General features: G+C 71.5%; 12 protein-coding genes and 1 tRNA gene. 7 read left to right on the top strand and 6 right to left on the bottom strand.

All coding sequences use genetic code 11. From position 1 onward, the window contains the following. Positions 1–148 precede the first annotated feature (148 nt). The 5 genes from AC4PMY_RS11745 to AC4PMY_RS11725 all read left to right on the top strand — a co-directional run bounded on the left by AC4PMY_RS11745 (position 149) and on the right by AC4PMY_RS11725 (position 5,563). Positions 149–817 (top strand): GntR family transcriptional regulator, encoded by a 669-nt coding sequence (locus AC4PMY_RS11745; protein ID WP_064294972.1) that lies wholly within the window; start codon positions 149–151, stop codon positions 815–817. 156 nt (positions 818–973) lie between these two features. After that, positions 974–1,984 carry a 1-aminocyclopropane-1-carboxylate deaminase gene (locus AC4PMY_RS11740; RefSeq protein WP_491622805.1) on the top strand — a complete coding sequence of 337 codons (1,011 nt, stop codon included), beginning with the start codon at positions 974–976 and terminating at the stop codon, positions 1,982–1,984. 371 nt (positions 1,985–2,355) lie between these two features. Continuing rightward, the gene (locus AC4PMY_RS11735; protein WP_064294970.1) at positions 2,356–3,378 is read left to right on the top strand and encodes an acyl-CoA/acyl-ACP dehydrogenase; all 1,023 of its coding nucleotides are present in this window, start codon (positions 2,356–2,358) and stop codon (positions 3,376–3,378) included. Next, complete coding sequence (locus AC4PMY_RS11730) at positions 3,378–4,835, top strand: PIG-L family deacetylase (RefSeq protein ID WP_491622804.1); 1,458 nt, start codon at positions 3,378–3,380, stop codon at positions 4,833–4,835. Before AC4PMY_RS11735 ends, AC4PMY_RS11730 begins: the two co-directional genes overlap by 1 nt. A 23-nt stretch (positions 4,836–4,858) precedes the next feature. Next, entirely contained in the window at positions 4,859–5,563 is a 705-nt protein-coding gene (locus tag AC4PMY_RS11725) for a glycosyltransferase family 2 protein (RefSeq protein WP_231884317.1), read from the top strand. Between the two features lie 39 nt (positions 5,564–5,602). Here AC4PMY_RS11725 and AC4PMY_RS11720 read toward each other — a convergent pair whose 3' ends face one another. After that, entirely contained in the window at positions 5,603–6,310 is a 708-nt protein-coding gene (locus AC4PMY_RS11720; RefSeq protein WP_491622803.1) for a DeoR/GlpR family DNA-binding transcription regulator, read from the bottom strand. 56 nt (positions 6,311–6,366) lie between these two features. Between AC4PMY_RS11720 and AC4PMY_RS11715 the strand changes: the two genes are divergently transcribed. Further along, complete coding sequence (locus AC4PMY_RS11715) at positions 6,367–6,732, top strand: DUF4406 domain-containing protein (RefSeq protein WP_491622802.1); 366 nt, start codon at positions 6,367–6,369, stop codon at positions 6,730–6,732. A gap of 46 nt (positions 6,733–6,778) precedes the next feature. Next, complete coding sequence (locus AC4PMY_RS11710; RefSeq protein WP_491622801.1) at positions 6,779–7,279, top strand: GNAT family N-acetyltransferase; 501 nt, start codon at positions 6,779–6,781, stop codon at positions 7,277–7,279. 209 nt (positions 7,280–7,488) lie between these two features. On the opposite strand, the gene AC4PMY_RS11705 is transcribed toward AC4PMY_RS11710, so the two are convergent. The 5 genes from AC4PMY_RS11705 to AC4PMY_RS11685 form a co-directional block, all read right to left on the bottom strand. Next, positions 7,489–9,057 (bottom strand): MATE family efflux transporter, encoded by a 1,569-nt coding sequence (locus AC4PMY_RS11705; protein WP_491622800.1) that lies wholly within the window; start codon positions 9,055–9,057, stop codon positions 7,489–7,491. A 233-nt stretch (positions 9,058–9,290) separates the two neighbouring features. Beyond that, positions 9,291–9,734 carry a MarR family winged helix-turn-helix transcriptional regulator gene (locus AC4PMY_RS11700; protein ID WP_285038943.1) on the bottom strand — a complete coding sequence of 148 codons (444 nt, stop codon included), beginning with the start codon at positions 9,732–9,734 and terminating at the stop codon, positions 9,291–9,293. Positions 9,735–10,031: 297 nt separating this feature from the next. Beyond that, a tRNA-Ser gene (locus AC4PMY_RS11695) sits at positions 10,032–10,119 on the bottom strand. A 153-nt stretch (positions 10,120–10,272) separates the two neighbouring features. Further along, positions 10,273–12,810: a transglutaminase TgpA family protein gene (locus AC4PMY_RS11690; RefSeq protein ID WP_491622799.1), complete on the bottom strand. Its 2,538-nt coding sequence runs from the start codon at positions 12,808–12,810 to the stop codon at positions 10,273–10,275. Further along, on the bottom strand, positions 12,797–14,191 hold the full coding sequence (locus AC4PMY_RS11685; protein WP_491622798.1) for a DUF58 domain-containing protein: 1,395 nt from the start codon (positions 14,189–14,191) through the stop codon (positions 12,797–12,799). The genes AC4PMY_RS11690 and AC4PMY_RS11685 overlap by 14 nt, the downstream gene beginning before the upstream one ends. Positions 14,192–14,233: the final 42 nt, after the last annotated feature.

The raw sequence follows: 14,233 nt of genomic DNA, 5'->3' as shown, positions 1-14,233 counted from the left end.
CCCCCGCCGACCATCGTGGCCTGCTTTGCATGGGTGGACAATCCGCCATCTGGGGGACAAGTAGGACGAATGCCCCATTCTTCGAGCCGGTCCCTCCCGTCGGGCGGTCGTGCTTGACTTTCCCACTCTGCGATGTGCAATATATTGCATGCCCGCACCCGCTCAAGCCAACCCGCATCGCCGGGCGCTCCTCCGCGACGACGTCTACCAGTCGCTCCGCAACGCGATCGTCGACGGGACATTCACCCCGGGCGAGAAGCTCGTCGACACCGAACTCGAACGGTGGCTCGGCGTCAGCCGCACGCCCATCCGCGAGGCCGTGCTGCGTCTCGCCCGAAGTGGGCTCGTCATCGCGAAACCGGGACGGTCGACGGTCGTCGCCCCACTCGACAGCCGGGCGACGTTGCAGGCCCAGGCGGTCGCCGCCGCCATGCACGAACTCGCCGTCCGCGAGGCGGTGCCGCACCTGAGTGCGGACGACCTCGACCGCATGCGCGCGGCGAACCGGGACTTCGCAGCCGCGCTGCAACGCGACGACGCCGACGCGGCGCTCGCAGCGGACGACGCCTTCCACGCCGTGGCCGTGGACGTCGCCGGGAATCCGTTCATCCGTGATGCGCTCGAGGCGGTCACCCCGCTGCTGCGGAGGATCGAACGGCTGCGGTTCTCCTCGGTCGCGGCACGCGGGTCGATCGCGCAGCACGACGCCGTCATCGAGCGCTGTGCGGAGGGGGACGTCGACGCGGCGGCCGCCCTTGTCCGAGGCAACTGGACGACCCTCGCCGACCTCGTCCTCGCCCACCTCGAGGACGACTGAGCAGCGCGCACCACCCGACCCGGTCCCCACCACCCGACCGCGTCCGCACCACCCGAACCGGTCCCCGACGCCCCACCCGGTCCCCGAACCCGTCGAGGGGCCCGCCGCACCGATCGCCACCATTCAGCCGCACCACCGAGACCCAGGAGCCACCACATGTCCCTCAGCGACTTCGCCCGCTACCCGCTCACCTTCGGACCGAGTCCCGTCCACGAACTCAACCGCCTCACCGCCCACCTCGGCGGCGCGACGATCTGGGCCAAGCGCGAGGACGTCAACAGCGGTCTCGCCTACGGCGGCAACAAGACCCGCAAGCTGGAGTACCTCATCCCCGATGCGATCGCGCAGGGTGCCGACACGCTCGTGTCGATCGGGGGCTACCAGTCCAACCACACGCGTCAGGTCGCGGCGGTCGCGGCGAAGCTCGGGATGCAGGCCGTCCTCGTGCAGGAGAACTGGGTGGACTGGCCCGACTCCGTGAACGACCGGGTCGGCAACATCATGCTGTCGCGGATCATGGGTGCTGAGGTCCGTCTCGATCCCGCGGGCTTCGGCATCGGTTTCAAGTCAAGCTGGGAGCGTGCCCTCGACGACGTGCGCGAACGCGGCGGCACCCCGTACGCGATCCCGGCCGGGGCGTCGGACCACCGGCTCGCAGGTCTCGGGTTCGCGAACTGGGCCGCCGAGGTCGAGCAGCAGGAGCGCGAACTCGGCGTGTTCTTCGACACGATCGTCGTCTGCAGCGTCACCGGGTCCACGCACGCCGGCATGATCGCCGGGTTCGCCGGGCAGGGCCGACCGCGCCGCGTGATCGGCATCGATGCGTCGGCGAAGATTCAGGAGACCCGCGACCAGGTCGCACGCATCGCCCGCAACACGGCGGAGCTCATCGGCCTCGAACGCGAGCTCCGCGACGACGAGATCACGGTGTTGGAGGGGTGGGCCGGCGACCTCTACGGGATCCCGGTCGAGTCGACGATGGAGGCGATCCGCCTGACCGGCCGGCTCGAGGGCGTCATCATCGACCCGGTCTACGAGGGGAAGTCGATGGCGGGCCTCATCGACCTCGTGACGAGTGGTGACATCCCGGCGTCCAGCAACGTCCTCTACGCGCACCTCGGTGGGCAGCCGGCGATCAACGCCTACAGCGCCCTCTTCCGCGACTGAGCCGGTGCCGGGTGTCCCGCCCGAGCGAGGTGCCGGCGCGGTGCGCTGAGCCGAGGTGCCGGTAACCGGTGTCAGCGCGGTGCGCTGATGCGAACCCGAGGGAATCGGCGTGAGCGCGGGTCAGGCGAACGAGCGCGCCCCTCTGGAGACCCGCGCTCACGTCCATGACCCGCGCTCGCGTCAGCGCACCGCGCTGGCATCCCTCCGGAGACCCGCGCTCGCGTCAGCGCACCGCGCTGACGCACTACCAGGGTCGATGGTCGCGGTCCAGGGTCGGGCGGCGGCGCGCGGCGGTGCGAGACTTGGACCTCCACGACGCGAGGAGGTCGCATGCGCGCACCGATGGAACCCCGACACCAGACGCGGATCGCATGATCCGTCTGCAGTCGACCGCCTGGCCTTCCAGCGGCACCTCCCTCGACCTCGACGCTCTGCACGACGCGGCGACGGGATCGTTGGCGAGCATCGAGTCGCGCCTGGCCTTCACCTCCACGGCCGTGCGACTCGTCGGTCCGCTCGAACAGCGCACCGCCGGGCGCGTCTTCGCGGGACTCGGCGCCATCGCGGCGGCCGACGTCACGCTCGCACGCGTCGTCGAACCGCACCTCGACGCACTGGCCATCCTGCATCAGGCCGACCTCGAACCGCCGGCCGTCTCCACCTGGGGGGTCTTCGCGGCCGAGGCGCCCGGGCTGCGTCTCGACGCGACCCTGGTCGACGACGCCTGGCAGCTGTCGGGCACCAAGCCGTGGTGCTCCCTCGCCTCCCACCTGAGCGACGCGCTCGTCACCGCCCACACCGCGCCGGGCGAGCGGCGGCTGTTCGCCGTCGCACTCACCGATCCAGGGGTCACGACCGACGACAGCGTGTGGCTCGCCCGCGGACTGCCGCTCGTCCCGAGTGGCCCGGTCGGCTTCGACGGGGTCCCCGCGTCCCCGGTCGGCGACGACGGGTGGTACCTGCGACGCCCCGGCTTCTCCTGGGGCGGGATCGGCGTCGCCGCCTGCTGGTGGGGCGGCGCGATCACGCTCGTCGACCGCCTGCTCGCCGCGGCACGCACGCGACCCGACGCCGACCTCCTCCTGCGCACGCTCGGCGCCGCGGCCGTCGACCTCTCGATCGCCGAGCAGGCGATCGCCGACGCGGCCCAGGCCATCGAACACGGCCACGCCGACGACACGGCCGGCCCGCGCCTCGCCCAGCGCGTGCGGTCGACGGTCCGGGGTCGGGTCGACGCCATCCGCGCCGGGGTGCTCGGAGCACTCGGCCCCGGCCCGCTCACCTCCGAACCCGCCTACCTCGCCCGGATGTCCGACCTCGAGCTCTACGTCCAGCAGGACCACGGCGACCGCGACCTCGCGCGCTACGGCCGCATGCTGGTGGAGGCCGACTGATGCCCGCGTTCGACCACCGCGACCCCGGCACGTCGGCAGCCGCCTGGGCGACCCGCTTGCACGAGCTCGACCTGCCCGTCTGGGACGGCTGGCGTCATGCCACGGGCGTCGTCGTGCTGTCGCCGCACCCCGACGACGAGTCGCTCGGAGCCGGCGGGCTGATCGCGGCCGCCGCGGCCGCCGGGATCCCGGTCGAGGTCCTCCTCGTGACCCTCGGCGAGGGATCGCACCCCGACTCGCCGACCACCACCCCCGAGGAACTCGCCCCGCGCCGGGAGGCCGAGTTCATCGATGCTGTCGGTCGTCTCCACCCGACGGTCGGGCACGACGTCCTGCGCATCCCGGACGGCGGCCTCGACGCCGAACGCGTGGGCATCGCGCAGCGACTGCGGGCAGCCGTCGCCACCGCCGGATCACGACCGCTCATCGTCGCCCCCTGGCGCGGCGACGGGCACCGCGACCACCGGATCGCGGGCGAACTCGCCACGGCCCTCGCGACCGAGCTCGACCTCGCGCTCGTGGAGTTCCCCATCTGGCTCTGGCACTGGGCCGACACCGACGACGCGACCCTGCCGTGGCCCGAGGCGCGTATCGTCCCGCTCGACGCGGCTGCGCACGGGGCGAAGATCGCCGCGATGGACGCCTACCCCTCGCAGACGGAGCCGCTCTCGGATGCGCCGGGCGATGAGGCGATCGTCGACCATCACCACCTGCAGCACTACGCGCGGCGGTTCGAGGTCCTGTTCCCGAACGGGCGTGCACTGGACCTTGAGCCCGACAGCGAGCCGGATGCGGGTGCGGCGGCGGTCACCGACCCCACCGACAACGCCACCGCGACGGACACCGTCGTGACTGCCGACACCACCTCGCGCTCGAAGGAGTCGTTCGAGGACCACTACCGCGACCACCCCGACGGCTGGGACTTCGGGTCCTGGTATGAGGAGCGCAAACGTCGGGTCCTCCTCGCCGCCCTGCCGCGCCAGCGCTACGGCTCGGTGCTCGAACTCGGCTGCGCGACGGGCGTCCTCACGGAGCGGCTCGCGGACCGCAGCGACGCCGTGCTCGGGGTCGACATCGCCGAGGCGCCCCTCGAGATCGCCCATCGACGGGTGCCCAACGCCCGGTTCGAACGGGGCACGCTCCCGGACGACTGGCCGAGTGGTGTCTTCGACCTCGTGGTCATGTCTGAGGTCGGCTACTACCTGTCGGCGACCGACCTCGATCGGGTCATCGACCACCTCCTCGGCTCGCTCACGCCCGGCGGGAGCATCGTCGCGTGTCACTGGCGGCACCCCGACGACCACGCCACGACCTCGGCCGAGTACGTCCATCGCCGCTTGCTCGAACGCTGGCCCGGCCGTCGGTCCATCCAGCACGTCGAGGACGACTTCCTGCTCGACGTCCTCGTGCCCGCCGACGAGGCGAGCGTCGCCGCGGTGGACGGTCTGACGGGCTGATGCTGCGACGGATCGATGCCGTCGTGCCCGCACACGACGAGGAGGAGCTGATCGGGGCATGCCTCGACGCGCTGCTCGTCGCGCGTGCCGCCGTGCTGCGTCGTCGTCCCGAGCTGCAGGTGGGGATCGTCATGGTGCTCGACGACTGTCGCGACGACACGGCGCGGATCGTGCGGGAGCGGTTGGCGGGCTGTGATCCCGAGGAGGCGGTCACCGTCGTCATCGACGAGCGCAGTGTCGGCGCGGCCCGGCTAGCCGGTGTCGCGGCCGCTATGGGATCGCGTGCTGTGGGATCGGGTGCTGCCGACGTGTCAGAGCGGTGGATCGCCAACACCGACGCCGACTCGCGTGTTCCGGAAGCTTGGTTCTCCGTGCACGCCGATGCCTTCGACGACGGTGTCGACGTCCTCCTGGGGACCGTCCGCCCCGACTTCACGGACTTCTCCGAGCGCGACATCGAGCGCTGGATGGAGACCCACCCGCCCGGACATCTGCCGGGCAACGTGCATGGGGCCAACCTGGGTGTCCGTGCCGATCGGCTCGACGAACTCGGCGGCTTCCGTGAGCTGGCCGAGCACGAGGACGTCGATCTCGTCGAGCGTGCGCGGGCAGCGGGTCTCCGGGTCGTGCCGACGCTGGATACACCCGTCGAGACCTCGGGTCGGCGACGCGGCCGGACCCCGGGTGGCTACGCGGCGTTCCTCGCGGAGACCTACCCGCGCTCCTGACGATCCTGCACGTCTGATCCCCGGGCCGCATCCACGGTCCTATCCGTCCGTCTTCGGGTCGACGATGACCTCGGTGACCTCGCCGACGTCGAGCACCGGGTACCGGGAGACGGCCCCGATCTTCTCCTCACTCGCGAGGATGTAGACGTCGGTGCTGTGCTCGGCGAGGGCGCGTTTCGTCGCGGCGTCGTCGAGGTCGCCGGTGGTGAGGCCGTGTTCGGGATGGAAGCCCGTGACGCCGAGGAAGCAGGCGTCGGCGCTCAGGTGACGGATGGCTTCAGCGGCGAGAGCGCCGCCCGCGACCATGGAGTGACGTCCGAGTTCGCCGCCGATCATGATGACGCGCGCCGGCGAGTGCTCCGCCACGGCGAGGGCGACCGCCGGGCTCGGGGTGATGACGGTGAGGGTCGGGTCGTCCGGGAGGAGTCGTGCGAGCGCGAGCGCGGTGGTGCCGGCGTCGATGATGACGGTGCTGCCCGGTCGGATCCGCTCGGCGGCGATGCGGGCGACGCGCTCCTTGCTGGCCGTCCCGAGGGACAGTCGATCCCGGAACGGGCGATCGGCCGCGGCGACCGGGAGTGCGCCGCCGTAGACGCGGACGCAGAGGCCTGCTTCGGCCAACTCGCGGAGGTCTCGGCGGATCGAGTCCTCGGAGAGTCCGAGCGCAGCGGCGGCGTCCTTCGCGACGATCCGCCCGTCGCGGTCGAGGAGGTCGAGCAGGTGCGATCGGCGTTGGGCGCTCAACATGCGTGCTCCTTCATGATGTTGCACGATCGTGCACGGTTAACGATACAGTGCTGGACATGACAACGCCACTCCTCATCCTCATCGCCGGCCCCTACCGTTCCGGGACCGGTGGTGATCCCGATGCCATCGCCCGCAACCTGGAACGACTCGAGGCCGCTGCAGCGCCGATCTACGCGCTCGGTCACGTCCCGATGATCGGGGAGTGGGTCGCGCTGCCGATCCTGAGTGGCATCGACATCGTGTCGGGCGACGGCGACGGCGACGTGATGTACGAGACGGCGAGGCGGCTGCTCCAGCACTGCGACGCCGTGCTCCGGTTGCCGGGGGAGTCGTCCGGTGCCGACACCGACGTCGCGATCGCCCGTGAGCGCGGGATCCCCGTGTACACCGATCTCTCGGAGATCCCGGCGTTCGAGGGCTGAGGTCGCTTGCCCGCGGAGCCCCCGTGCTCCGGCTAAGCTGACGCGCGTGCTCGACGACCTCAGGATCCGCCGCTACCGCGACACCGATGCGCGAGCGACCAGGTCGATCTTCGAACGCGCGGTGCGGGTGACCGCAGCCGCTCACTACACGGCCGAGCAGCTCGCCGCCTGGGTGCCGGACGAACCGGCAGGCGCCGTGCTGGACGACTGGGCCGACCGACGTGCCGCGGTGACGACGTGGGTGGCCGAGCTCGACGACGCGGCGGTCGGTTTCACCGATCTGGACGTCGAGATCGGCTACCTCGACATGCTGTTCGTCGATCCGGACGCGGGACGACACGGCGTCGGGTCCGCGCTCATCCGTCAGGTGCTCGACGAGGCCCGGGCGGTGGGGCTCCACGAGGTGACCGTGCAGGCGAGTCGGACGGCGCAGCCGGTGTTCGAGCGCCACGGCTTCGTCGTGGTCCGCGAGCAGCGGGTCGAGCGTCGTGGGGTGCTCATCGAGAACGCGGTGATGCGGATACTCCTGGACGCCTCGACGGGGTGATGCTCCCGGGACGGCCCGCGCGCCCGGCGGGATGTCGCCAGCGCGGTGCCCCGACCCGAGTGCGGTGGTGTGGGGGCCGGCGCGGTGCGCCGACGTGAGATCGCTGCAATCGGCGTGAGCGCGGGTCGTGGACGTCGCCGCGGCCCTCTGGAGACCCGCGCTCACGCGTGTGACCCGCGCTCGCGTCAGCGCACCGCGCTGGCAGTTCGTCAGGCGTCGGCGAGTTGGGCCTCGGCACGCTCCGGCGAACCGGCTGCGAGGCCACGGTCGATGGCGCGTCGCGAGCCGAGCCAGAGTAGGACACCGACCAGGAAGACGATGACCTCCGTGACGGTGAGCGACCAGACGATGCCACCGAGTCCGAACCACAGGTTGCCGAGGAGGACGATCGGGACGAACAACACGCCCTGGGTGACGGCCATGACCGCCGCGGGGAGCGCTCGCCCGGTCGCTTGGAAGAGCGAGGTGATGAGTCCGGTGAACCCGTTGGCGATCATGGCGGTGAGCTGGGCGACGAGGATCGTGACGCCGAGACCGAGGACGGCGGGGTCGGCGATGAACGCGGAGACGATCGGTTCGCGCAGGACGAGGACGACGCCGGCGAAGAGGACCGAGATCCCGCCGACGGTGAGTGCCGAGGCGCGGAGAGCCGACCGGAGGCGCGCGCCGTCGCCCTTGCCGAACGCATAGGCGAGCAGCGGGAGCACACCGAAGGTGACACCCATGACCAGGAACTCGGGCACCTGGGCGATCCGGACCGCGACGCCCATGGCGGCGAGCGGGGCGTCTCCGTAGGCCGCAGCCAGCGTGTTCAACACGAGCGCGGTGACGATGAGGAACCCCGACTGCAGGAGCGTGCTGACCCCGACACCGAGGACCGGCTTGAGGATCGTCGGCGACAGGGTGAACCAGCGCGGTGCCAGGCTGACGTGCTCGCTGTTGCGCTGCAGCCACGCCACGAAGTAGACGAGGACGCCGAGGTTCGCCAGGCCCATCGCGAGTGCCGCGCCGGCGACGCCCCAGCCGAACCCGAGGATAAAGACGAGATCGAGGACGAGGTTCGCCACGGCCGACGCGATGAGGGCGATCATCACCTGACGGGCGGCACCCTCGGCCCGCACGAGCTGTTCCAGGCAGAACGCGGTCGCCATGACGGGGACGAACGCGAGCATGACGCCGATGAACGCCGAGGTCGCGGGTGCGGTGACCGCGTCCGCCCCGAGCAGCGACACGAGCGGGCCGAGGAACACGAGGCCGATCCCGCCCAGGACGGCGCCCGTCAGGAACGCGCCCCAGACGGAGAAGGAGGCGGTCCGTTTGATGTCTCCGGCCTTTACCGGGTCGTGTTCGGAGGCGCCCAGGAGCCTGGAGATGAGCGCGCCGCCGCCGACGCCGAACAGGTCGCCGATCGCCATGATCAGTCCGAGGATCGGGGCTCCGAGCGTGATCGCGGCGAGCAGGGTGGTGTCGTGCAGCGAGCCGACGACACCCGCGTTGATGAGGTTGTAGACGGCGCTGACGACCAGGGCCGCCGCCATCGGGACGCACAGATGGATGAGTGCCCGGATGATCGGGGCGGTCGCGAGGTACCAGCGGTTGCTGCCGACCGTGTCGGCGGCGGTCGATGGTGCGGTGTCGGTCGATGTCGCGGTGTCGGTCGAGGGTGCGGTGTCGGTCGAGGCTGTGGTGACGGTCGGTGGCGCGGTGGCCGTCGACGGTGCGGTGCTGTGGGGCAGGGGCGTTCCGGTCGGGGAATCGGTGAGGTCTTCGGGGTGCATGGCAGGCTCCGTTTCGGGCAGGTTCCGGGCGCGACGATGAGCGCCGGCGCGGCGAGGGTTCGTTGGTGGGGTGGTCGTCCGGCGCGGGCCGAGCGGTCGGGCTCAGCAGGCGTTCGGGCGCGACGGACAGCGCCGTCGTGTCATTCGCGGTCGCCATCGCATGCGGCGGTCGGCGGATGACGCGGCGAGTGGTCTCGGCGCGTGGTCAGTGAGCTCGGGTTCCCGAGCGGTGATCAGCGGGTCGGCTGCGGCAGGTGTGCCGTGAGCTTCGTGAGCAGAGCGTGCAGGGTGTCGCGTTCGCTCTGGTCCAACGGGGTGAGGATGCTGTCGTCGGCATCGGCCATCGCGGTCTCGAACCCGGCGATGAGGTCGGTGCCGCGCTGCGTGGCGAAGACCCGCTTGGTGCGGGCGTTCCCCGCTTCGGCGCGTCGTTCCACGAGCGCTCGGCGTTCGAGTCCCTGCAGGAGGCTCGAGACGCTGGCGGCGCTCGTCCGGCTCACCTCGGCGATGTCGCGTTGGATGGAGCCTGGATGCTGGACGAGGTACCCGAGGACGAAGGCCTGCTCGTGCGTGAGTTCGCGAGCGCGGATCCAGTCTTCGCCGGCTTTGCGTTGTGCCCACGCGATCCAGCGGAGCAGTTGGAGTGTGCTGCTGAAATCGGGTGTCTCATCATCCATGGTTAGAACGCTAACGCTTTGAGTTCTAACTGTCAACCCTCGAATGATCGATCTGCTCGGCGCGGTGCGCTGACGTGAGTTGGACGGACTCGGCGTCAGCGCGGTGCGCTGACACGAAACCAACGAGTTCGGCGTGGGCGCGGGTCGTAGCCCTGAGCGCGCCCCTCCGGAGACCCGCGCTCACGCGTGTGACCCGCGCTCACGCCAGCGCACCGCGCTGGCACCACGGGGATACGTCGCTGGGGAGACCCGGAAACGCAGAACGCCCCGCACGAGGCGGGGCGTTCATGGTGCAGCTGGCGGAGAATGGGGGATTCGAACCCCCGAGGGCGTTAACCCAACACGCTTTCCAAGCGTGCGCCATAGGCCACTAGGCGAATTCTCCAAGGCAGTTTGTGAAAAACGGCCAGATAGCAGCATACCTGGTTCCCGGACCGCCGCGCGCCACCCGGCCCCGCCGCCGCGCTCCGAGCCCGGCCGAGCCCGGCCGACCACGAACGCGAGCGGTCGAACACACCGGCACGGAGCGCCACTCGCGTCAGCTCGCAGCAGGCGGCCGCCAGTCCACCCGTTGATCACGCCGCAGCACGAGCGACCGCGGGAGGACGGCCGCGAGCACGCGTTCGAGCGGCTGACTCGCCGACCGCAGGGTCGCTTTCGCGTCAGCCAACGCCGCGTCGACCGAACCGGCGCTCGCCGCACCACCAGCCGAGGAACCGATCCGGGGATCGCCCCCGATGTCGCGTCGCTCTCCAGCGCTCGGCGCATAGCTCTCCCGCTCGACCGCCGCCACGAGCCGGTCGACGGCCGGCGACTCGATCCGGAACTGCCCGCGCAGCCTCGACGCGAATCCACGGGGTGACTCCGCCGACGTCACGGGGAAACCGAGGTCGCGGGCGGTGTCGAGGAACTCCGCCCAGGCCCAGCCCGCCGAGGTCCCGTCGCCCAGTGCACGCCGACGCCCGGCCGCACGCCGGAGACCCCGGGCGATCGACGGGGTGGCGAGCAGCACCAGCACGCCGAGCAGGATCGCGAGCGGAACGAGGGCGGCGGTGAACGCCCCGTCGGACCGGGTCGAGGTCGGTCCGCCGAGCGCGTCCGCGGTGGGGGTGGGGGTCGGCGCCGCGGTCGGAGCCGGACGGCTGTCGGGACTCACCGATCCGCTGCCGGGCGTCGCCGTGCTCGCGTCGCTGAACTGCGTCACGACCCCGCGGCTGGCCGTCGGCTCGAACGGCACCCAGCCAACGCCCTCGAAGTACAGCTCCGGCCAGGCGTGCAACTGGTCCGAGGTGACGATGTAGGTGTCGCGGTTCGCCGGGGTGTTGTCGATCGTCGTGCCCGGCAGGTACCCGATGGCGATGCGCGCGGGGATGCCGAGGACGCGCGACATCACGGCCATGGCGGACGAGAAGTGGATGCAATAGCCGGCCTTGCGCTCCAGGAACGTCGCGATGACCTCGGCGCCGCTGCCGTCGAAGCCCTCCTCGACGGGTGCCGACTCCGAGTACTCGAAGGTGCTGCGGAAGTAGCGCTGCAGGGCGATCGCGCGGTCGTAGTCGGTGGAGGCGGTCGCCGTCACGTCCGCAGCGGTGTCACGGATGATCTGCGGCAGGTCGTCGGGCAGCTCGAGATAGGGGGCGGCTGACGCCGGGTCGGCGACCGGCGGGACGTCGCGCATCTGCTGTGCGGTCGGCAGGATCGCGGTACTCGTCGCCGTGTAGGTCTGCCCGCGGGTGGATCCACGCTCCGCCATCGCCGTCAGCCCGGCTGCCTCGAACCGCCAGTCACCGCGGAGCCCGTCGACCTGCTGCGTCGGATACGGCAAGGGCAGCCACGGGCTCGACAGCGAGTCCACCGTGACCGTCGTCTCGAAGGTCTCCACCGGGATCGCCTCGCTGAGTCCGGCCGGCGCGGGGAAGGCGTCGAGCGTGTTGCCGTCGTTGTAGCCCGAGTTGTCCGGTCCCCAGACGGTGCCGGTGAACTCGTTGAGGTCGGTGACCTTGAGGTACGGCGGTTCGTCCGCGGTGGTCGTGTACTCGAGCGCGGTGGTGTTCGCGGGGCGCCGCAGACTCTGGCCGAGTGAGATGAGCGGGTTGATGCCGTTCACGAACGGACCGCTCCCGCGGGCGCCGGCGGTCACGTCCCGGACGGCGAGGTCCGGGAGCACAGCCGGTGTGAGGAGCGCGACGACCACCGCGACGGCACTGACGAGGACGGCCGGACCGAGGCCTCCGAAGCGACCGGCACCGGTCATCGCCGACGGTCCGGCGCCGCGTCCGTCGCCGGCAGCCCGGGCCGAGGCGAGCGCTCGCAGCAACTCGCGGCGCCGGACGTCCTCGCGGAGCAGCCAGAGGAAGGAGAGGGCGACGAACGCGAACACCCACGGATCGAGCGGGAACGACACGGCGACGGTCGGCCCGGCGTACACGGCGAAGACGAGGACGGCCGCGAGCACCGGTGCGTGGCGGCCGAGCACGAGCCAGGCGACCGCCAGCGCGACGAGCCCGCCGCCCGCGGCCATGACGAAGACCACGCCGGCGTCGGTGTCGAGTGGGGCCGAGCCGTCGTGGAAGGTCTGGAACCCGGCGTCGCGCAACCGTTCGAAGGCGCCGAGCGTCGTCGGCGTCGGGACGATGCCGATGATCGCCGTCTCACTGGCGAAGAACAGCGTGATCGTCAGCAGCCATGCGATGCCGGCGCCGAGCCACACGAACACCGCCGGCAGTCTCGTGCGCCGGAGGAGGATCGCCGTGGCGAGGACGATCGCGATGACGAGGTTCGTGACGAACCACCAGTCGAGCGCGTCGAGCACCCGCCCGAACCCGAGGCCACCCGTCGCGAGGAGCAGGAAGGCGGCGAGTCCCAGACGCAGGTCGCCGACGTTCGCGGTGTCGCGCGGGTCGTCGCGGCGTCCGCCGGCGCCTCCCGACCACGACCCGCCGCTGGTTCCACCGCGGGACGGTCGCCGTGGGTTCGACGAGCCGGCACCAGGACGGACGCCCGACGGCACGCCTCCGCGAGACGACACTCGGCCACGGGCGGCGGCCGCCGCGCGGCGTTCCTCAGCGACGGACATACGCACCTCCGGCACCCCGACGACCGCCCCGACCACCACGACCGCCCCGGCCGGAAGACTGCGGCGCCAGCGTGGTGGTCACCGGACCGCTCGTGCCGGACCACAGGGCCTGGAACGATGCGCCGCGCTCGCCGACGTGGCAGCGCCACCCGGCCGACTCCAGGAGCTCGATGGACCGACGCCGCGCGCCGGCCGGGAGCAGTGCGACAGGGAGTGGTGAGAGGTGCGCGACCGCGGTCAGCTCACCGAGATCGCCCTCCTCGACGTCGCCGAGGATCGCGATGACCGGTTGCGAACGGCGCGCGGCGATGACGGGTGAAAGGTCGAGGAACCGATCGGGTCGGACCGATGGACGCAGGAGGGCCAGGTCGAGCAGCGCGGCGTCGAGGTCGTCCTCCTCGAGATGCTGCCCGCCGCGGGCGAGCGCGTCGCCCATGTCGCCGACGGGGCTGGACCGCAGGCCTCCGGCGGCGGATCTCGCACTGATCTCGCGCGACAGCTCCTCGGTGCCGGCACCGAGGAGGTTGACGCGGTAGTCGGCATCGACGAGGTGGGCGGTGATCGAAGCCGCGAGCGACACGGCCTGCTCGAACGCCGGCAGGTACGACGGATCGTCGTCGGGCCAGACCCAGTGGGCCGCGGCGGTGTCGAGGAGGACCGTCGCCTCGGGGTCGTTCTGCTGCTCCTCCTGCCGCACCATCAGCTCACCGTGGTGCGCGCTCGCCCGCCAGTGCAGTCGGCGGATCGCGTCTCCCGGCAGATAGGGGCGCGCGATGATGTCGTCCTCGCCAGCGCCGACGTGCAGCGACGACGGGCGCGTGGAGCCGTCGCGGCTGGCGGTGAGCGCGGGTATCTCGGGCAGGACCACGACCTCCGGTAGGACGACGACCGCATGCGTCCCGCCGACGTCGCGGCGACGGACGACGAGTCCGAACGGGTCGCTCACGGTGAGTCCGAGCGGGCCGACCTCGTGCTCGCCGCGACGCAGCGCCGTCACGGTGTACTCGGCCGTTCGCCGTCGCGATCCGATGCCCGCGACGCCGGTACTCGGCAGGGTGCCCTCGGCGCTGCCGGCGAGTCCGGGCGGCACGCGGTCCTTCCACTCCGTGTGGACGTGGGGGAGCGCGCTCGTCTCGGCGATCGTGACCTCGACGGCGATCCGCCCGCCGACCGCGACGAGGTCGGGCCGGGTGGTGCGGTCGACCCGGAGCGACGGCCGTTCGAGGTAGACCGCGCCGAAGCTGGCGGCGACGAGCGCGACGAGCAGTCCGGCGGCTGCGAGCAGCTCCGGAGAGCCGATCCCGCGCGCGAAGATGAGGCACACGCCGGCCGTGACGAGCACGCCGACCGCGCGTCTCGTCAACGGCACGCGACGCTTCATGGGCTCAGGACCTCCGCTGCCGGTTCACGGCGATCCGGCGGT

Source organism: Plantibacter sp. MDV22-iso1, assembly GCF_058408345.1.
The sequence above is the reverse complement of the archived record's forward strand: the minus strand, read 5'-3'. Positions and strand labels throughout refer to the sequence as shown.